Annotated in this window: 18 protein-coding genes and 2 tRNA genes; 17 read left to right on the top strand and 3 right to left on the bottom strand. The window is 70.6% G+C overall.

From position 1 onward, the window contains the following. Positions 1-81: 81 nt before the first annotated feature. The gene (gene obgE, locus AB0I18_RS26810; protein ID WP_363108130.1) at positions 82-1524 is read left to right on the top strand and encodes a GTPase ObgE; all 1443 of its coding nucleotides are present in this window, start codon (positions 82-84) and stop codon (positions 1522-1524) included. A gap of 168 nt (positions 1525-1692) precedes the next feature. On the opposite strand, the gene AB0I18_RS26805 is transcribed toward obgE, so the two are convergent. Beyond that, entirely contained in the window at positions 1693-3777 is a 2085-nt protein-coding gene (locus AB0I18_RS26805) for a hypothetical protein (protein WP_363108129.1), read from the bottom strand. 370 nt (positions 3778-4147) lie between these two features. Here AB0I18_RS26805 and proB point away from each other — a divergent pair, with 370 nt between their 5' ends. The 5 genes from proB to AB0I18_RS26780 all read left to right on the top strand — a co-directional run bounded on the left by proB (position 4148) and on the right by AB0I18_RS26780 (position 9179). After that, a complete protein-coding gene (proB, locus tag AB0I18_RS26800; protein ID WP_363108128.1) occupies positions 4148-5254 on the top strand; it encodes a glutamate 5-kinase in 1107 nt (368 codons plus the stop codon). A gap of 138 nt (positions 5255-5392) precedes the next feature. Beyond that, positions 5393-5851, top strand: a complete 459-nt coding sequence (locus AB0I18_RS26795) for a hypothetical protein (protein WP_363108160.1) — start codon at positions 5393-5395, stop codon at positions 5849-5851. A 97-nt stretch (positions 5852-5948) separates the two neighbouring features. Then, on the top strand, positions 5949-7235 hold the full coding sequence (locus AB0I18_RS26790; protein WP_363108127.1) for a glutamate-5-semialdehyde dehydrogenase: 1287 nt from the start codon (positions 5949-5951) through the stop codon (positions 7233-7235). Positions 7236-7352: 117 nt separating this feature from the next. After that, positions 7353-7943, top strand: coding sequence for a hypothetical protein (locus AB0I18_RS26785; RefSeq protein WP_363108126.1), 591 nt, complete (start codon positions 7353-7355; stop codon positions 7941-7943). Positions 7944-8111: 168 nt separating this feature from the next. Further along, positions 8112-9179, top strand: a complete 1068-nt coding sequence (locus AB0I18_RS26780; RefSeq protein ID WP_363108125.1) for a hypothetical protein — start codon at positions 8112-8114, stop codon at positions 9177-9179. A gap of 85 nt (positions 9180-9264) precedes the next feature. Here the strand turns inward: AB0I18_RS26780 and AB0I18_RS26775 are convergent, their stop codons facing one another. Then, on the bottom strand, positions 9265-10395 hold the full coding sequence (locus AB0I18_RS26775; protein ID WP_363108124.1) for a M48 family metallopeptidase: 1131 nt from the start codon (positions 10393-10395) through the stop codon (positions 9265-9267). A gap of 89 nt (positions 10396-10484) precedes the next feature. Between AB0I18_RS26775 and AB0I18_RS26770 the strand changes: the two genes are divergently transcribed. The 7 genes from AB0I18_RS26770 (at position 10485) to AB0I18_RS26740 (ending at position 15119) form a co-directional block, all read left to right on the top strand. Then, the gene (locus AB0I18_RS26770) at positions 10485-10640 is read left to right on the top strand and encodes a hypothetical protein (protein ID WP_363108123.1); all 156 of its coding nucleotides are present in this window, start codon (positions 10485-10487) and stop codon (positions 10638-10640) included. Between the two features lie 163 nt (positions 10641-10803). Next, positions 10804-10968 (top strand): hypothetical protein, encoded by a 165-nt coding sequence (locus AB0I18_RS26765; protein ID WP_363108122.1) that lies wholly within the window; start codon positions 10804-10806, stop codon positions 10966-10968. A gap of 47 nt (positions 10969-11015) precedes the next feature. After that, positions 11016-11702 carry a nicotinate-nucleotide adenylyltransferase gene (nadD, locus tag AB0I18_RS26760; protein WP_363108121.1) on the top strand — a complete coding sequence of 229 codons (687 nt, stop codon included), beginning with the start codon at positions 11016-11018 and terminating at the stop codon, positions 11700-11702. A gap of 16 nt (positions 11703-11718) precedes the next feature. Continuing rightward, entirely contained in the window at positions 11719-13443 is a 1725-nt protein-coding gene (locus AB0I18_RS26755; protein WP_363108120.1) for an LCP family protein, read from the top strand. A gap of 154 nt (positions 13444-13597) precedes the next feature. Then, complete coding sequence (gene rsfS / locus AB0I18_RS26750) at positions 13598-14044, top strand: ribosome silencing factor (protein WP_363108119.1); 447 nt, start codon at positions 13598-13600, stop codon at positions 14042-14044. A gap of 38 nt (positions 14045-14082) precedes the next feature. After that, on the top strand, positions 14083-14742 hold the full coding sequence (locus AB0I18_RS26745; protein WP_363108159.1) for a histidine phosphatase family protein: 660 nt from the start codon (positions 14083-14085) through the stop codon (positions 14740-14742). Between the two features lie 304 nt (positions 14743-15046). Continuing rightward, positions 15047-15119 (top strand) — tRNA-Ala (locus AB0I18_RS26740). A 4-nt stretch (positions 15120-15123) separates the two neighbouring features. On the opposite strand, the gene AB0I18_RS26735 is transcribed toward AB0I18_RS26740, so the two are convergent. Further along, complete coding sequence (locus AB0I18_RS26735; RefSeq protein ID WP_363108118.1) at positions 15124-16053, bottom strand: helix-turn-helix transcriptional regulator; 930 nt, start codon at positions 16051-16053, stop codon at positions 15124-15126. A 199-nt stretch (positions 16054-16252) separates the two neighbouring features. On the opposite strand from AB0I18_RS26735, the gene AB0I18_RS26730 reads away from it, so the two are divergent. The 4 genes from AB0I18_RS26730 (at position 16253) to AB0I18_RS26715 (ending at position 18297) form a co-directional block, all read left to right on the top strand. Continuing rightward, positions 16253-17629 carry an MFS transporter gene (locus AB0I18_RS26730; RefSeq protein WP_363108158.1) on the top strand — a complete coding sequence of 459 codons (1377 nt, stop codon included), beginning with the start codon at positions 16253-16255 and terminating at the stop codon, positions 17627-17629. Between the two features lie 69 nt (positions 17630-17698). Beyond that, positions 17699-17872 (top strand): hypothetical protein, encoded by a 174-nt coding sequence (locus tag AB0I18_RS26725; RefSeq protein ID WP_363108117.1) that lies wholly within the window; start codon positions 17699-17701, stop codon positions 17870-17872. A 3-nt stretch (positions 17873-17875) separates the two neighbouring features. After that, positions 17876-18109, top strand: a complete 234-nt coding sequence (locus AB0I18_RS26720) for a hypothetical protein (RefSeq protein ID WP_010986886.1) — start codon at positions 17876-17878, stop codon at positions 18107-18109. Positions 18110-18224: 115 nt separating this feature from the next. Beyond that, positions 18225-18297: transfer RNA gene (locus tag AB0I18_RS26715), tRNA-Ala, on the top strand. Positions 18298-18347 lie beyond the last annotated feature (50 nt).

Here is an 18347-nt window from a genome sequence, read left to right as displayed (position 1 = left end):
GCGTGTTTCAACTGAGCAGAGATCAACTGATCTGGAATCTGCTGAGCAGAGATTTTTCGTACGTAACTGGAGGCACATCCCATGACCACCTTCGTGGACCGCGTCGAGCTGCATGTCGCCGCGGGTAGCGGGGGCCACGGCTGTGCCTCCGTCCACCGGGAGAAGTTCAAGCCGCTCGGTGGACCCGACGGCGGCAACGGCGGCCGTGGCGGCGACGTGATCCTGGTCGTCGACCAGTCGGTCACGACGCTCCTCGACTACCACCACTCCCCGCACCGCAAGGCCACCAGCGGCAAGCCCGGCGAGGGCGGCAACCGGTCAGGCAAGGACGGCCAGGACCTGGTCCTGCCGGTGCCGAACGGCACGGTCGTCCATGACAAGGCCGGGAACGTCCTCGCGGACCTGGTGGGCCACGGGACGACGTACGTGGCCGCGGAGGGCGGCCGGGGCGGCCTCGGCAACGCGGCGCTGTCCTCGGCCCGCCGCAAGGCGCCCGGCTTCGCGCTCCTCGGCGTGCCCGGTGGCCTCCAGGACATCGTCCTTGAGCTGAAGACGGTCGCCGACGTGGCGCTCGTCGGCTTCCCCAGCGCGGGCAAGTCGTCGCTCATCTCCGTGCTGTCGGCCGCCAAGCCGAAGATCGCGGACTACCCGTTCACGACCCTCGTCCCCAACCTCGGTGTGGTGACGGCCGGTTCGACGGTCTACACGATCGCCGACGTGCCGGGCCTCATCCCCGGTGCCAGCCAGGGCAAGGGCCTGGGCCTGGAGTTCCTGCGCCACGTCGAGCGCTGCGAGGTCCTGGTGCACGTCCTCGACACCGCGACCCTAGAGTCCGAGCGTGATCCGATCTCCGACCTCGACATGATCGAGGAGGAGCTGAAGCAGTACGGCGGCCTCGGCAACCGTCCGCGGCTCGTCGTCCTCAACAAGATCGACGTACCGGACGGCAAGGAGCTGGCCGAGATGGTCCGCCCGGACCTGGAGGCACGCGGCTACCGCGTCTTCGAGGTGTCCGCGGTGGCCCACACCGGCCTGAAGGAGCTGTCCTTCGCCCTCGCCGACGTGGTCGCGAAGGCACGCGCGGCGAAGCCCCAGGAAGAGGACACCCGCGTAGTCATCCGCCCGAAGGCGGTCGACGACGCCGGCTTCACGGTGGTCCAGGAGGAGGACGGCCTCTTCCGCGTGCGCGGTGAGAAGCCCGAGCGCTGGGTCCGTCAGACCGACTTCAGCAACGACGAGGCCGTCGGCTACCTCGCCGACCGCCTCAACCGCCTCGGCGTCGAAGCGTCCCTGATGAAGGCGGGCGCCCGCTCGGGCGACGGCGTCGCCATCGGCCCCGAGGACAACGCGGTCGTCTTCGACTGGGAGCCCACGGTCATGGCCGGTGCCGAAATGCTGGGCCGCCGTGGTGAGGACCACCGCTTCGAGGCCCCGCGCCCCGCCGTCACCCGCCGCCGCGACAAGCAGGCGGAGCGGGACGACTCGGAAAAGGAATTCGACGACTTCGAGCCGTTCGAGGGCTAGGCATCGTGCAGGCCGGTGGGGGCTGGTCGCGCCCCGTAAGGGGCGCGGGGAACTGCGCGACAAGCCCCCACCGGCCCGCAGCCGAACACGTACGCAACACCACGCACGAGAACGAGGGCCCCGGAGATTCTCCGGGGCCCTCGTTCTCACTCGCTCACGCGTCAACGGCTAAGCATTGACGGAGTCCTCCGCACCGTTGGGCTCCTGCGCAGCCTCCTCAGCGGCATCCTCCGCCGCGGACCGCGGCGAGGGAATCTCCGCGGCGAGCCGCGACTCCATCCGCCCGCGCCGCTCGTCGGCCGCCGTGCACAGGTCGTCGATCGCCGCGTTGAAGCGGGCCAGCGACGGCGGGTCGGAGGGGCCGAGCAGGTGCTCCTTGAGCTCGGCGCGGGCCGCCGTGAAGTGGTCCTTCTCCGGGTGCCGCACGGACTCCAGGAGCGCCGGTACGCCCTCGGCGCCCGGCGTGAGGATGACGCCGGCGGACACCGTCGGGAAGCCCGCACGGAACGCCGCCTCGGGCATCCCCGAGGTGTTGGCGACCGCGTACGGCTTCTCGCTCGACAGCCAGTCGGAGACGACCGACGAGACGTCACTGATCAGCAGGTCCGCCTGGTTGAAGCAGGCGAAGATGGCCGGCCGCGCGTCCGTGATGATCTGGTGCTCCCACTCCGGGAAGGACGCCCAGTACGCCTTCTCCCAGGCCAGCGTGGCCTCGACGATGGCGGCCTCGCGGCTGCCCCGCGGCGTGCCCTGGATCAGCATCCGCTCCATCTCGTCCGCGCTCTCCCGGAAGGCGGTGGACGTGAGCTTGTCCAACTCGGCCGTGCGGCGCGTCAGTTCGGCGGCGGCACCGGCGTCCGGACGGGCGCCCGACCGCTTGGTGTTGGCCTCGCGGATCATCGCCTTGATGCGCTCGTTCGCGGCGCCCGCGCGCGGGTCGACGGAACCGGTCATCGGGTGCGGCTTGTAGAGGAGCCGTACGCCCTCGTCGGCGAGGAGCCCGCGGACGACGTTCTCGCCGGCCAGCACCACCGACGTGTTGCCCGGGTTGCCGTCCCAGCCCTCCCAGGTGGGCGCGTACAGCACGGTCGTGTATGTGCCGGTGGGCGCGCCGGAGAAGGGGCGGATCGGCGCCAGCTGCGGGCGGCCCACCTCCACGATGTCCTTGTCCTCGACGCCGACCTCGGCCAGCGCGTACCGCTCGCGGGCCGCGGGGCCTGCCACCCACACCTCGTCGTACGCCTTCGCGTACGGGTTGCAGGAGGACAGCTTGTCGCTCTCGCCGTGGTTGATGAAGGCGTGCTTGACCGTGGGGATGCGCAGGACCTGCGAGGTCTTCGCGGCGTTGGCCGGGTGCAGCATCATCTTCAGCGTCGAGTTCTCCAGCGAGAACATCGTCGAGACCTTGGGGAAGCAGATGATCGGCACGTCGGTCGCGTCGATCTTCTGCACCATGAACCGCTCACGCAGCACGATCAGCGGCTTCGCGTCGACGGCGGAGAGGGTGGAGAGCCACATGTTCGCCTGGTACGCGGAGGTCGTACCGCCCGAGAAGTACATGGCCACGGTCGGCTGGTAGCCGGCCAGCCACTTGTCCAGCCACTCCATGACCTTCTGCTCGCTCTTGGCGCGCTTCTTCGGGAGCAGCCAGGTGGCGAGGAAGAAGGTGCCGCCGCCGATCATGGCGATGGAGACGCCGAGACCGATACCGCCCCAGTACGCGTCCGTGGTGGCCGCGGTGACCATCAGGCCGATCGTGGTCGGGATGGAGAAGGTGAGCAGGCGGTGGCCCGGCCGGCGGGCCAGGATGCGCGGCGGCGCGGCGGTCAGGTGCAGCGCGGACGCGTCGATGTTGCGGGTGACGATCGGCAGCGTACGGGTGCGGCGGACCATGATCGCGGCGGCCTGGCAGGCGAAGTGCAGGGCGTAGAAGACGCACAGGGCGATCAGCAGCGGCGCCTGCTCGCGCGTCGGGTTGATGTCCTCGATCCTCAGGAGCCCCACCAGGATCAGCATGTCGCGCAGCAGCTGCCGGACCGTGATGTCGAAGCGGACCTTGCTCAGCAGTGCCAGCAGTCCGGGGTTGCGGTACTGCAGATACACGTCGAGGGCGAGGCCGCCCGCGCTCGCGGCGATGAACACCGGGACGTTCGGCAGCAGAGCGGAGATGATCTGGGCCGTGAAGAGCGCGAACATCGCGAACAGTGCGGACAGCTGCACGATGCGGCGGGGGGCGAGTCCGGCGGAGGGCACGGAATGGGCTCCTGCGAGGGGTGCGACGGATGGGGGGAGAAGCGCGTGGGAGGTGGTGACCTCACGAAGCCGGTAAGGCTTCGCAAAAGAAGAGGTTGACCACTGACCGTATGACTTCCGCGCCCCGCCTAGCAATCTTCCGTAGGACGTACCACCGAAAATCGGATGAAACGGAAGGGAACCAGTGAGGCGCGGGATACGTCTTCCAATGACTGCCCGCTTCTTGGTTCCTATGATCACCCATGGCGTCCCGCCACTCGAAACGCGGGGGCGTCCAGGGCCCGCCCTCCCGTAGATTGCACAGACCGGGCTGGTCGGAACATTGGGGTAAAGCGTGTCAGCGGCAACGCAGGCGGCAGCAAGACAGGACGTGGCGGAAGCGCGCAGGATCGTCGTCAAGGTGGGGTCCTCGTCGCTGACCACCGCGATGGGAGGCCTCGACGCCGACCGCGTGGACGCCCTCGTGGACGTACTCGCCAAGAGCCGCAGCGGCGGGGAGCGGGAGATCGTCCTCGTCTCGTCCGGTGCCATCGCGGCCGGTCTCGCCCCCCTGGGCCTGCGCCGCCGCCCCAAGGACCTCGCCCGCCAGCAGGCCGCCGCCAGCGTCGGCCAGGGCCTGCTGGTCGCCCGCTACACCGCCTCCTGCGCCCGCTACGGCATCCGCGTCGGCCAGGTGCTGCTCACCTCCGACGACATGAGCCGCCGCGCCCACCACCGCAACGCCTCCCGCACCCTCGACAAGCTCCTCGCGATGGGCGCCCTGCCGGTCGTCAACGAGAACGACACGGTTGCCACGGACGAGATCCGCTTCGGCGACAACGACCGGCTGGCCGCACTCGTCGCCCACCTCGTACGCGCCGACCTGCTGGTCCTCCTGTCCGACGTGGCCGGGGTGTACGACGGCGACCCCAGCAGGCCCGGCACGTCGCGGATAGCGGAGGTGCGCACCCCGGCGGACCTCGCCCACGTCGACATCGGCAGCGCGGGCAAGGCGGGTATCGGCACCGGCGGCATGGTCACCAAGGTCGAGGCGGCCCGGATCGCGGCCGCGGCCGGCATCCCGGTCGTCCTCACCTCCGCCGTGCACGCGGCCGACGCCCTGGCGGGGCGCGACACCGGCACGTACTTCCACGCCACCGGGCGCCGCTCCGCCGACCGGCTGCTGTGGCTCCAGCACGCGTCCACCCCGCAGGGCGCGCTCACGCTCGACGACGGGGCGGTGCGCGCGGTCGTCGAGCGGCGCACCTCGCTGCTGCCCGCGGGCATCGCGGCCGTCGAGGGCGACTTCGTCGCGGGCGACCCCGTCGAGCTGCGCGACAGCGCGGGGCACGCGGTCGCCCGGGGCCTGGTCAACTTCGACGCGAAAGAGATCCCGCAGCTGATCGGCCGCTCCACGCACGAGCTGGCCCGCGAGTTGGGTCCCGCGTACGAACGGGAAGTCGTACACAGGGACGATCTGGTGCTGCTGCACCCGTAAACGGCCGAAAGGGCGGCCCTCGCCGGTGGACGTTCCGTAAAACCGCCCCACGGAGCCGCCCCACCTGCTCAACTTTGTTTCAGGGAGACCCCCGGAGTCCGAGCGGACCCATGCGTAAAGGAGGCCGTCGTGAGACGAGTGCGCCCTGGGGCGGCGGCGTCCCGCGGTGGTGTCGGCTCCCGTCCGGTCGGCGAGGAGCGGGCCCTCACCAGCGTCGCGGCCGGCGACACGTACGAGGGCGAGGACCCGCGTGACCTGCCGCGGCTGTGGCACGTCACGCTGAGCGTCTCGGGCGGCGAGGCCCCGCTGAAGGAGGTCAGGCGAGCGCTCGAACAGCTGGCCCACGACCATCCCTTTCTGCTGACCAGCCGGTACGCCAACGACCACGCGGAGATCCGCTACTGGGAGGAGGCCCGTGATCTGCACGACGCGGCGGCGGTCGCGCTGCGCCTGTGGGGCGAGCACCGCCAGACCGCGAAGCTGCCGCCCTGGGAGATCGTCGGCCTGGAGGTCATCGACCGCGAGACCTACCACCAGCGGATCGCGGAGGGCTACGGGCCCCTGCCGGCGACCCCCGTGGGCGTACACCCTTTCTAGGGCCGGACTAAAGCGGGACTAAAGCCTGTGTCGGCCCGCGTCTCGCGGTATGGGACAACGGCTGAGCGGCTCTCGCGGGCGCACTACCCTGCGTGTTATGACCACGCTCTCTCCGTACGACTCGATGTCCCCGGTCACCCAGGCCGCCTACCGTGCCAAGGCCGCCGCCGCCGACCTCGCTCCGCTGCCGCGGGCCGAGAAGGACGACGCGCTGCTCGCGATCGCGGACGCGCTGGAAGTCCGTACGAGCGAAATCGTCGAGGCCAACGCCAAGGACGTCGAGCGCGCCCGGGAGGCGGGCACCAGCGAGTCGATCATCGACCGGCTGACGCTCACCCCCGAGCGGATCCGTGCGATCGCCTCCGACGTGCGCGACGTGGTGGCGCTGCCCGACCCGGTCGGCGAGGTCGTCCGCGGCTCGACCCTGCCGAACGGCATCGACCTGCGGCAGGTCCGCGTCCCGCTCGGCGTGGTCGGGATCATCTACGAGGCCCGGCCGAACGTGACCGTCGACGCGGCCGCCCTGTGCCTGAAGTCCGGCAACGCGGTGCTGCTGCGCGGCTCGTCCTCGGCGTACGAGTCCAACACCGCGCTCGTCCGGGTGCTGCGCGACGCGGTCGGCGGCTCGGGCCTGCCCGCCGACGCCGTACAGCTCGTACCGGGTGAAGGCCGGGAGTCCGTACGGGAGTTGATGCGGGCCCGTGGCCTCGTCGACGTGCTCATCCCGCGCGGCGGCGCCTCGCTGATCCGCACGGTCGTCCAGGAGTCGATCGTCCCGGTCATCGAGACGGGCACCGGCAACTGCCACGTGTACGTGGACGCGCAGACCGATCTCGACATGGCGATCGACATCCTGATCAACTCCAAGGCGCAGCGGCCCAGCGTCTGCAACGCCGCCGAGACGCTCCTGGTGCACCAGGACATCGCGCCCGAGTTCCTGCCGCGCGCCCTCGACGCCCTCGCGGACGCCGGGGTCACCGTGCACGCCGACGAGCGTGTCCTCGCGTACGCCAAGGACTCCAGGGCGACCGTCGTGGAGGCCACGACCGAGGACTGGGACACCGAGTACCTGTCGTACGACATCGCGGCCGCCGTCGTCGACTCGCTCGACAAGGCCGTGGCGCACATCAGGCTCTGGAGCTCCGGGCACACCGAGGCGATCGTCACCACCTCGCAGCAGGCGGCCCGCCGGTTCACCCAGTTGGTGGATTCGACGACGGTCGCCGTGAACGCGTCCACGCGCTTCACGGACGGCGGCCAGTTCGGCTTCGGCGCCGAGATCGGCATCTCCACGCAGAAGCTGCACGCGCGGGGGCCGATGGGGCTGCCGGAGCTGACGAGCACGAAGTACATCGTCACGGGCGACGGACACATCCGGCGCTGAGCCCGCCCGGAGAGACCCGCGGGGAATCCCGCGGAACACTCGGGGAAAACGTCTCGCCAGGCGGATGAATTTCCGTACCGTCTGCCCAAATTGACCACCCCGGTCTACTCTGGATCCGTGCCGGAGGACGTGGGGGGCACGCCGTTTCCTGACGGCTGGGAGCCCGACGACGACCGCGACCGCGGGGGTGCGGACGAAGAGTTCGCCTCCGTGGTCTTCGACGAGGCCTTCGTACGGGCGGCTACGGTTCACGAGCCGACCGCCGTCGAGCGCCTCCTGTCCGCCGCGCAGGCGAGAGCCGAGGCCTCCGAGGCGGAGGCGCGCCGGGCGCACTCCCGGGGCATGCGCGGCGACGACGAGCTCTACGAGGACGGCTTCGGGCCCGACGGCCGCCCTGATTTCGGCCACGACCCGGAGCTGGACGACCTCGACGACCGCGACGTCCTGCACGGCGGCTACGGCAGCCCGGGGACGTACGGGAAACAGGCCCGCTGGCATCGCCCCGTCGCCTGGATGCTCGCCCTCGTGATGGGCATCGGCATGGTCGCGCTCGCCTTCACGGCGGTCTACCGGGGCGGTTCCTCGGGCAGCCGGGACCATGTCACGCCGCCCACCTCCACCGGACTCGAACAGGGCACCGGAGTGGGCCCCTCGGCCTCCGCCGACTACTCCCAGCCGGCCTTCTCGGCGGAGCCGCGCACGCCGTGACACCAGGTCCGGAGCCGGTCGAAGCCAGGTCCCGGAACAGGTTTGAAATCCCTGCGCCGCAGCCTGCGGGGCCGGTCCGGGATGCCGTGACGACCCTGGTGAGAACCTGTCAGAACTTGTCGTGTACCAGGGCGTTTACCGGAGGTCCAGGAGACCTACTCTGAATGTATGGGCGGGCCTGGAGACCCACCTGAAGGGACACCCGAGGGTGCCCCCGGCGGTGGCGAGGAGGAGTACCGATCCGTCGTCTTCGACGAGTCGTTCGTCCGTGCTGCCCGACTCCAGGAGTTCTCCGCCCAGGAGCGGATCGCCGACCACGCCCCGGCCGTCCGCCGCCGCGCGCCACTGCGCCGCGGACTGTCCCGGCAGGCGCTGATCCTCGTCCTGCTGATCGCCGTGGCCTTCGGCACCGCGATCTACATGGGTGTACGCCACCCGTACCAGACCCCCACCGCGAAGCCGCCCGAGCCGCTGCGGATGACGGTGATACCGCTCGCGCCGCAGAGCGCCGTGCCCGGCGCCGCCGACACCGAGGCGCTGTACGCGCACAGCCCGGCCGACCAGTTCCGCATCGGCGCCGACGGCATCACGATGCCCGCCTCCCGGCGCACCGAGCACTTCTCGGACAGCCAGGTCGTCACCGCCCTGACCACGGCCAAGGACTACCTCGTCGAGTCCGCGCTCGACCCGGACGTCCTCACCGGCGGCGCCACCCGGTCCGTACGGATACTGCTCGATCCGCAGCAGCTCGACCAGTTCGACCAGAGCTTCGAGCACCCCGTCGCGGACGGGCGGCACGCGCCCACCGGCTGGCTGGTCCGCTTCGACCCGAAAAAGGTCGAGCTGGCCGACCCCAAGATCCGGGTGCAGGGCACGCTGGCGGCCGCCGAGACCGACTCCGACACCCTTGAGGTCAGCGCCGACCACACCTTCGTCTACGCGCTGCGGCCGGCCGGCTCGGACAAGGACACCAAGGCCTCGCTGTTCACCGTCCGGCGCGAGCTGCACTTCCGGTTCGACCGCGACGACCTGCGGATGCGGCAGACCGAGGTCGTCGTCTCGTACGTCCAGGCCGGGCCGCTGGCCTGCGCCGAGGACGCGACGAACCAGCTGCGTCCGCTGCTCGCGGGACAGACGGGCAAGGCGGGCGGCCCGGCCGGCACCGACCCGTACGCCACGGGCAGTGCCACGGCGCTGTGCGGGTCGCTGGCGGCCAGTGCCCAGCCCAAGTTGTGATCCCGGCTCAAACTGTGACCCCGGCTCAAGCCGTGATCCCGGCCCAAGCTGTGATTCCAGCTCGGACCGCCCGGCCCGAACGTGATCAGGTGGTTCCGCTTCCGTTGCTGCCGTTGGGGCTCTCGTCGTCGGGGGTGTCGGTGGGGGTCTCGGTTCGCGGCTGGGTCTTGGTCGAGCCGGTCGCGAAGCCGCCGAAGCCGCGCCGCACCCGGCCGCCGAGGTCGCCCGCGCCGCCCGCGATGTCGCTGACCAGCTTCATCAGCGGGTCCTTCGAGTCCTTCACATCGCTGGCGTAGCTGGCCGCCGACTGGCGGAAGGAGTCCGTGACCGAGGTGCTCCCGTCCTCGTCGCGGCGCGGGTAGTGGCCGTCCATGATCCGCTGGAAGTCGCGGGACTCGGCCCACTTCTTCAGCTCGGCCGCCCGGACCGTGGTGAAGGGGTGGGAGCGGGGCATCACGTTCAGGATCTTGAGCACGGAGTCGCGGAGGTCGCCCCCGGCCTCGTACTCCTCGGCCTGGGCGAGGAACGCGTCCACGTTCATCTCGTGCAGGTGGTTGCCGCCCGCGATCTTCATCAGGCCGCGCATCGAGGCCTTCAGGTCCTGGCCGACCAGGAGGCCCGCACGGTCCGCGGACAGCTCCGACTTGCGGAACCACTCGCGCAGGGCCGTCACGATCGCCATGATCGCGAGGTTGCCGAGCGGGATCCACGCCACCCGCAGGGCGAGGCCGGTCAGGAAGAGCAGGATCGTGCGGTAGACGGAGTGGCCGGACAGCGCGTGGCCCACCTCGTGGCCGACGACCGCACGCATCTCCTCCTCGTCGAGCAGCTCCACGAGGCCGGTGGTGACGACGATGATCGGCTCGTCCAGGCCGATGCACATCGCGTTCGGCTGCGGGTCCTGGTTGACGTACATCGGCGGGACCTTCTCCAGGTCCAGGATGTAACAGGCGTCGCGCAGCATGTCGTTCAGGTGGGAGAACTGGGCGTCCGAGACGCGCACCGAGTCCGACAGGAAGAGCAGCCTCAGGCTGCGCTCCGGGAGCAGGCCGCTGAGCGCCTTGAAGACGGTGTCGAAGCCGCTGAGCTTGCGCAGGGCGACCAGGGCCGAGCGGTCGGCGGGGTGCTCGTACGCCCGGGAGGAGATCCCCTCGAAACGTCGGCGCTGCCTGCTCGGTACGTTCTCGTGGCTGTCTTCTGGCATGTGGTCCCCCATGCGTTGGATTGCCTTCTGGGCCCCCGAGGCGGGGCCCAGCCTAGGCGGAGATACCGTGGACGGGCAGTACAGCGAAGGAGTCGAACGTCATGGAGCATGTCCCCGAGTCCTGGCTCACCCAGGCCGCGAGCGCCGCCGAGCAGCAGGGGGCGGGAAATCTCCTCCGGGTCGTGCTGATCGTGATGGTCGTGGGCTGCGTGCTGGTCGGCTGGTTCCTGTTGCGTGGCTACAAACGGGACGACTGAGGACCGCCAGAAGGTTCCCGACGCCGGAGTCGGAGTGACCGCGGAGTCGGAGTGCTGTCGGCGACAGCCCCCGCATACGATGTCCCGAAGTCTTTATCCCGCCCTCCCCCACTCTCGACTTCGCTCGAGCGGGGGGACCCCCATCGGATAGGTCCTGCCGAAGATGAGCTTCCACAGCACCGCTGCCCAGTTGGTCACACTTGCCGCCGAGGGCGAGGAGCACGGCGGCAACCACGAGAGCCTCAGCCCCCTCCTGACCGGCGGCGGTGCCTTCGTCGCGCTGATGCTGCTGCTGTGGATCACCACCCGCTTCAACCGGGACCGCTGACGCCCGCGCGACAGGGCCCGTCGGCCGGGCCGGTAGGGTCTGCACGCATGGGAGAGCAGGACATGCCTACCGGTCCGGCGAGCGACACGGAGCGCGGTATGGCGCAGGGTGTACGGCGCGGCCCGGGAAACGGCCCGTCGAATCCGGGCAAGCGTCGCCTGGGCGTCATGGGCGGAACGTTTGACCCGATCCACCACGGGCACCTGGTGGCGGCCAGTGAGGTCGCCGCCCAGTTCCATCTCGACGAGGTGGTGTTCGTGCCGACCGGCCAGCCCTGGCAGAAGACCGACCGCCGGGTCTCACCGGCCGAGGACCGCTATCTGATGACGGTCATCGCGACCGCCGAGAACCCGCAGTTCTCGGTGAGCCGCATCGACATCGACCGCGGCGGTCCGACCTACACGACGGACACGCTGCGCGATCTGCGCGCGCTCAACCCCGACACGGACCTCTTCTTCATCACCGGCGCGGACGCGCTGGGCCAGATCCTCACCTGGCGCGACGCCGAAGAGCTGTTCTCCCTGGCGCACTTCATCGGGGTCACCCGGCCCGGCCACGTCCTGACCGACTCCGGGCTGCCGGAGGGCGGCGTCTCGCTCGTGGAGGTCCCCGCGCTCGCCATCTCGTCCACGGACTGCCGTGCCAGGGTCGCGAACGGCGACCCGGTCTGGTACCTGGTGCCGGACGGCGTGGTGCGCTACATCGACAAGCGCGAGCTGTACCGCGGCGAGTGAGCCGAGAGGGGCACCGGTGAACGACCGATACGACGCCGGGTACGGCGACGACCAGTACGAGCTCGTCGGCTACGACGAGTACGGGCAGCCTGTGTACCGGCAGGCCCCGCCGCCTTCCCAGGCCCCGCAGGGGTACGGCTCGTACGACCCCTACGGGGGGCAGCAGCAGGGGCAGCACCCGGGACAGGGCGGACAGGGATACGGGTACGACCCGTACGCGGCCGGGCAGCAGGGACAGCAGCAGCCGGCCTCCTCGTACGACCCTTACGGCACGGGGACTCCGGGAACCGCGGGAGCGGCTCCGACCGCGTACGACCCCTACGGGCAGGCCGCGGGTACCGGGCAGCAACAGCCCCAGGTCGCCGAGCAGACCGCCTACATCCCGCAGCAGGCGCGGCCCGCGGAACCCGCCGGGCCGTCGCCGGAGCCGCCCGCTGACGGGACGGACGAGGCCCGGGACTACCGCACCGAGCAGTTCGCCTTCGTCGAGGAGCCGCCGGAGGACTCCGAAGACGTCATCGACTGGCTGAAGTTCACCGAGAACCGCACCGAGCGGCGCGAGGAGGCCCGGCGCCGGGCCCGCGGCCGCGTGGTCGCCCTGGTCGTGGCGCTCGCGATGGTCGCGGCCGGCGGCGTGGGCTACCTCTGGTACGCCGGGAAGCTGCCCGGCACGTCGGCGGAGTCGAAGTCCGGCACGGCGGCCGCCGCCGGCGCCCAGAAGCGCGACGTGGTCGTCGTCCATCTGCACAACACCAAGGGCGGCGGCACCTCGACCGCGCTTCTCGTCAACAACACCACGACCAAGCGGGGCACCACCGTTCTGCTGCCCAACTCCCTTGCCCTCACGGACGAGGACGGCACCACGACCACGCTCGCCAAGTCGGTCGACGACGACGGTTCCGCCGGGACGCGCGACGGGATCGACACCGTGCTCGGGACGGACGTCGAGGGCACCTGGCGCCTCGACACCCCGTACCTCAACAACCTCGTCGAGCTCGTCGGCAACATCGACATCGACACCGATGCGGACGTGCCGGACCCGGACGCGAAGAAGAAGGGCGAGGCCCCCCTCGTCACCAAGGGCGAGGGCCAGACGCTCAGCGGCAAGATGGCCGTCGCGTACGCCACGTACCGCGCCTCCGGGGAGTCGCAGAACGCGCAGCTGGAGCGGTTCGGACAGGTCATGCAGGGAGTGCTGCGCAAGCTGTCGTCGGACCCGCAGGCCGCGACGACCACCGTGCAGACGCTCGCGCAGATCCTCGACCCCTCACTGAGCGACAAGGACCTGGGCGCGTTCCTGGCCAAACTCGCCGACCAGGCCAAGAACGGCGACTACAAGACAGCGCTGCTGCCGGTCCAGTCGGACGGCAGGCTGAGCACGCAGGCGAGCGACAGCGTCGTCAAGGACGTGCTCGGCGGCACCGCGAAGAGCCCCGAGAAGGGCGCGGCCGTCCAGGTCGGCATCCGCAACGCCACGGGCAACGAGGACGCCACCGAGCAGGCCCGGGTCGTGCTGCTCAACGGCGGCTACACCTTCGTCGACAGCGGTACGCCCGACGCCGCGCAGGCCGTGTCGCAGATCACCTACGCCGACGCCGCGAGGAAGCAGGACGCGGAGGAGGTCGCCAAGACACTGGGGCTGCCGACGAGTTCCGTGCAGAAGGGCAAGGTCACGTCGAACGCCGATGTGTCGGTGGTGCTGGGGCAGAACTACGAGGTCAGCGCCTCGTCGAGCGGGTGACCGCGGTGTGATCGGGAGGTGCCCGGGGTCCCTGGGGCGGGCCCCGGCCGGGCCCGCGGCATGATCCGGCGATCACGTGGGGTGCCGTCGGCGGTCCGTGAGACCCTTGGGGTGTCCCCTCGGGGACCCCTGACCGCCGACGGAAAGCCTTGTAGTGACCGCCACTGACCGCTCTATCGAGCTCATCACCACCGCCGCGCAGGCGGCCGCCGACAAGCTCGCGCACGACATCATCGCGTACGACGTCAGCGACGTGCTGTCGATCACGGACGCCTTTCTGCTGGCCTCCGCGCCCAACGACCGCCAGGTCAAGTCGATCGTCGACGAGATCGAGGAGCGGCTGAACAAGGAGCTCGGCACCAAGCCGGTGCGCCGCGAGGGCGACCGCGACGCCCGCTGGATCCTGCTCGACTACGTCGACATCGTGGTGCACGTCCAGCACAGCGAGGAGCGCGTGTTCTACGCGCTGGAGCGGCTCTGGAAGGACTGCCCCGAGCTCGACCTGCCCGCCGAGGCCAAGGCGACCCGCGGCAAGGGCGCGGAGCACGCCAAGCTGCAGGACTCGGAGGACGAGGCCGAGCTGCGCGGAGAGCTGCGGTGAGCGCCGGTGCGGGGTCTCCGGCGGCGGACGGCAGGCCGCTGTCCGAGACCGGGAAGACGGCGGGCCGTGGGCGCCGCGTCATCCTGTGGCGGCACGGGCAGACCGCGTGGAACGTGGAGCGGCGCTTCCAGGGCACCACGGACGTCGAGCTCACCGAGACCGGCGTGGGCCAGGCCCGCCGCGCCGCCCGGCTGCTCGCGTCCCTGAACCCCGACGCGATAGTCGCCTCGGACCTGCAGCGGGCGGCGAACACCGCGGGCGAGCTGTCCGCGCTCACCGGCCTCGACGTGACGCACGACGAGGGACTGCGCGAGACGTACGCGGGCGTCTGGCAGGGCCTGACGCACGAGGAGATCATCGCTCGGCACGGCGACGAGTACGCGGCCTGGAAGCGCGGCGAACCCGTGCGCCGGGGCGGGGGCGAACTGGAGAGCGAGGTCGCCGACCGCGCGGCCCCCGTGGTGCTCCGGCACGCCGAGAAGCTCCCCGACAACGGCACGCTGGTCGTCGTCAGCCACGGCGGCACCATCCGGACCACCATCGGCCGCCTCCTCGGCCTGGAGTCCCAGCACTGGGAGAGCCTGGGCGGTCTCTCCAACTGCTGCTGGTCCGTCCTCGGCGAGGGCGCCCGTGGCTGGCGGCTGCTGGAGCACAACGCGGGCACGCTGCCGGAGCCGGTGCTGGGGGACGACGACTAGGCGCTCCGCTGGAAGAACGGTGATGCTGCATCGACGTGCGGCTTCGCCGCGGGCGCGGGCCGGTGGGGGCTGGTCGCGCCGTTCCCCGCGCCCCTTACGGGGCGCGGTACTTCGTCTGCGGGGCCGTTGTGGCCGGCCGCGCCCACGCGGCGGAGCCGCAAGTCGGTACAGCCCCGCGCCCCTTCGGGGCCCGGCCCAGGGGCGCCCGTCCGGCCCTCGGTGCCCGCCGGGTGCGGATTTCACTTTCCGGCTGGTCGCAGGCTAAAGTTCTTCTTGTTCGGCCCCCGGGCCGGAAACACCGCGAGGGGCTATAGCTCAGTTGGTAGAGCGCCTGCATGGCATGCAGGAGGTCAGGAGTTCAATTCTCCTTAGCTCCACAGATCAGCTTCGCAGCTGGATGATCCCGTTCCCGTCAGGGGACGGGATCTTTTGTTGCCGCTGTTGCCGCCGCTGCTCTCGAAGATCCCGCAGCCGAGCCGCCCGCGCACCTGTCTCCTCGTCGTCCGGCCGGTAGACCACGATCCGGCACTCGGGCATCCCGTTGACCGACAGCGACACCGACGTCATGCGCAGCTCTCCCACCGCCGCGTGCCGGAACGTCTTCACCCGGGGCCCAGGCGGCGCCACGTCCCCGTTCCGCCACAGCCGGTCGAAGTGCGCACTGGCCTTCGACAGCCGGCGTATGAAGCCCTCCCAGGCGGGCTCGCCGACATGTCTTCCGTACGCGGCCCGCAGCGTCGCCACCATCACCGGCAGCTCGCTCTCCCGGAACACCACGGGACAGCTCTCCTCCGGCGCCGTGAACAGCGTCCACAGCGCGTTGCGGACGGAACCTCCGGCAGGGGGCGTCTCCGGCACGACGAACAGGTCCCGGTAGGCGGGGTTGGTCGCGAGGATGTCGTACCGCGTGTTGTAGACCACCGCCGGCTGTGGATCGAGGGCGTCGATGATCTCCTGTATCTCCGGTCCCACGGTCAGCGCGGTGGACTCGTGACCCGGCGTGTAGGGCACCTCCGCCAGGTCGTAGAGATGCTCGCGCTCCGGCTGGTCAAGCCGCAGCGTGCGTGCCACGGCGTCCAGGACCTGCGGTGACGCGTTGATCGGCCGTCCCTGCTCCAGCCACGTGTACCAGGTGACTCCGACTCCGGACAGCTGCGCGACCTCCTCGCGCCGCAGCCCGGGCGTACGGCGACGCAGACCCGGCGGCATCCCCACGTCGGCCGGCGTCACCCGCGCCCGCCTGCCGCGCAGGAAGGCGGCCAGCTCTGGCCGGCGGCGCTGTGTCGTGGCCATCGTCGTCACATCCCCCATCGTCGCCCCCGGGCCGAGCCCTTGCCAGGTGCTGTCAGTACCAGCATCGACGGGCTCTCGTCACCCGTACCCGCCCGCCGTCACGCTCGATGCCATGACGACGACAACCCCGCCGGGCCCAGACCCCGCACCCACACCCGGTCCCGGACCAAGTCCCGACTCCAGTAAAGCTCCCGGCACTGACAACCGCCCCGGGCGGCTGCTCGCGATCGTCCTCGCCGCCCAGTTCATGGCCCTGCTCGACGTCTTCATCGTCAATGTCGCGGTGCCCGCCATCGGCGCCGAACTCGACGCGTCCGGCGCCGGATTGCAGCTGGTGGTCGCCGGATACGCCATCACGTACTCCGTGCTGCTCATCACCGGCGCCCGGCTGGGCGACCTGTTCGGCCACCGCCGGGTGTACCTCGCCGGCCTCGCGCTGTTCACGGCGGCCTCGCTGGCGTGCGGACTCGCCCAGGGCACCGGCGAGTTGATCGCCTTCCGGCTGATCCAGGGAGCCGGCTCGGCGTTGATGATCCCGCAGGTCCTCAGCCTGATCCAGCGGAACTTCACCGGCGAGGCGCGAGGCAGGGCCCTCGGCCTGTACTCGGCCGTACTCGCGACCGGCGCCGCGGCAGGCCAGGTGCTCGGCGGCGTGCTGGTCAGCGCGGACCTGTTCGGCACGGGCTGGCGCCCGGTGTTCCTGGTGAACGTGCCCGTCGGCCTCGTACTCCTGGCGCTCGGCGCGCACGTCCTGCCGCGCGACGACGCACGGGCCCCCGAGCGCCCGCACCGCCTCGACCTGCCCGGCCTCGTGCTCCTGGGCGGGTCCGTCTCGCTGCTCACGGTGCCGCTGGTGCTCGGCCAGGAGGAGGGCTGGCCCCTGTGGTCCTGGCTGTCGCTCGCCGCCGCCGCGGTCTTCTTCACCCTGTTCTGCGCGTACGAGTCACGGCTCGCCCGGCGCGGCGGCACCCCGCTGATCGCGCCGCGGGTGCTGCGCCACCCCGGCATCGGGCTCGCGATCTTCCGGATCATGGCCGTGATGGCGGTCAACGGCGGCTTCCTCTTCGTGCTCACCCTGCACGTCCAGGGCGGCCTCGGCTACAGCGCGCTGCGCGCGGGGCTCACCTTCGCGCCGACCGCGGTGGTCTTCGGAGTGGTCGGGCTGACCTGGCGCACCTGGCCCGCTTCCTGGCAACGCGCCCTGATTCCCGCGGGGTTCGCATTCGCCTCGGTCTCGGTCGCCTCCGTGGGCCTGGCATTGCGGGACGGCCAGGGGGCCGGCTTCTGGCTGTACGCCGCGTTCGCCGGCGTCGGCATCGGGCTCGCGCTCGCTTTCAGCCCGACGCTCACGCGGGCACTCGCCACCGTGCGGCCCGAGGACGCGGCGGACGCCAGCGGACTGCTCGCGACGGTCACTCAGCTCGGCCAGCTGATCGGCGTCGCGGCTTTCGGCACACTCTTCTTGAATCGGCTTGAGTCACTTGGGGCTCCGCAGGCGTATACCTCTTCGGACGCGCTTCTCGTCTGCATGTTCGCGCTGGCCGCGACCGCCGCGACGGGTGCTGTGTCCGGACTGGTACGAAGGCGTCGCTGACCGTATTGGCCCGGCCATGGCAGAATCAAACGGCCGGAAGGGGGCGCGGCCCGACGGGAGGGAGTGGCGATGCCTGCGAGCATCCTCGGGGAGGTCGTCGACCTTCCCGAATCCGAGGTGCTACGGGACCGGATCACCCGCCTCGACTGCCCTTCCTGCGGATCGGCCCACGTCGCCCAAGTCCTCGGCGACAACGGCGGAATTTCCTACGTGTGCACGGCCTGCGGCCACAGCTGGAGCTGATCGATGGGTGCACACAGGCGAAAGTGCGATTGGTGCGGCAGTGGTACGCCCATCGTCCGCGACATGGAACCGGTCAACCACGACTACCAGTACTGGTGCGAGGAGTGCGCGCGGGCGCTGATCATAAAAGGCGACCCGATCGAGACGTACCGCGAGCTGGAGGGCGAGCCGATCTACGGTCGGCTCCTCGACGAGCACTGCACGCTCAAACGGTTCTATTCGTTCGCCACGGCCTGACTCCGGCAGCGGCGCCATCGCCATCCGTACGCACACCGGAAACGATTTGGTGGTGCACCGGGAGGACCGTGTAATGTTGGCGTCGCCGCCGGGGAGACCCGGTGGAACACCGCGAGGGGCTATAGCTCAGTTGGTAGAGCACCTGCATGGCATGCAGGGGGTCAGGAGTTCAAATCTCCTTAGCTCCACAGCAGATGAAGGCGGGCCATCCGAACAGGATGGCCCGCCTTCCGCGTTG

Origin of the sequence: Streptomyces sp. NPDC050704 (genome assembly GCF_040654355.1) — a bacterium.
Lineage (GTDB): Bacteria > Actinomycetota > Actinomycetes > Streptomycetales > Streptomycetaceae > Streptomyces.
This window is presented reverse-complemented; position numbering and strand designations above follow the sequence as displayed.

What these genes read in the sequence shown, in the direction of transcription:
- obgE (WP_363108130.1), top strand. Translation starts at nt 82, where the DNA reads ATGACCACCTTCGTGGACCGCGTCGAGCTGCATGTCGCCGCGGGTAGC.
- AB0I18_RS26790 (WP_363108127.1), top strand. Translation starts at nt 5,949, where the DNA reads ATGACCACGCTCTCTCCGTACGACTCGATGTCCCCGGTCACCCAGGCC.
- AB0I18_RS26780 (WP_363108125.1), top strand. Translation starts at nt 8,112, where the DNA reads ATGGGCGGGCCTGGAGACCCACCTGAAGGGACACCCGAGGGTGCCCCC.
- AB0I18_RS26775 (WP_363108124.1), bottom strand. Translation starts at nt 10,395, where the DNA reads ATGGGGGACCACATGCCAGAAGACAGCCACGAGAACGTACCGAGCAGG.
- AB0I18_RS26770 (WP_363108123.1), top strand. Translation starts at nt 10,485, where the DNA reads ATGGAGCATGTCCCCGAGTCCTGGCTCACCCAGGCCGCGAGCGCCGCC.
- AB0I18_RS26765 (WP_363108122.1), top strand. Translation starts at nt 10,804, where the DNA reads ATGAGCTTCCACAGCACCGCTGCCCAGTTGGTCACACTTGCCGCCGAG.
- nadD (WP_363108121.1), top strand. Translation starts at nt 11,016, where the DNA reads ATGGGAGAGCAGGACATGCCTACCGGTCCGGCGAGCGACACGGAGCGC.
- AB0I18_RS26735 (WP_363108118.1), bottom strand. Translation starts at nt 16,053, where the DNA reads ATGGGGGATGTGACGACGATGGCCACGACACAGCGCCGCCGGCCAGAG.
- AB0I18_RS26725 (WP_363108117.1), top strand. Translation starts at nt 17,699, where the DNA reads ATGCCTGCGAGCATCCTCGGGGAGGTCGTCGACCTTCCCGAATCCGAG.
- AB0I18_RS26720 (WP_010986886.1), top strand. Translation starts at nt 17,876, where the DNA reads ATGGGTGCACACAGGCGAAAGTGCGATTGGTGCGGCAGTGGTACGCCC.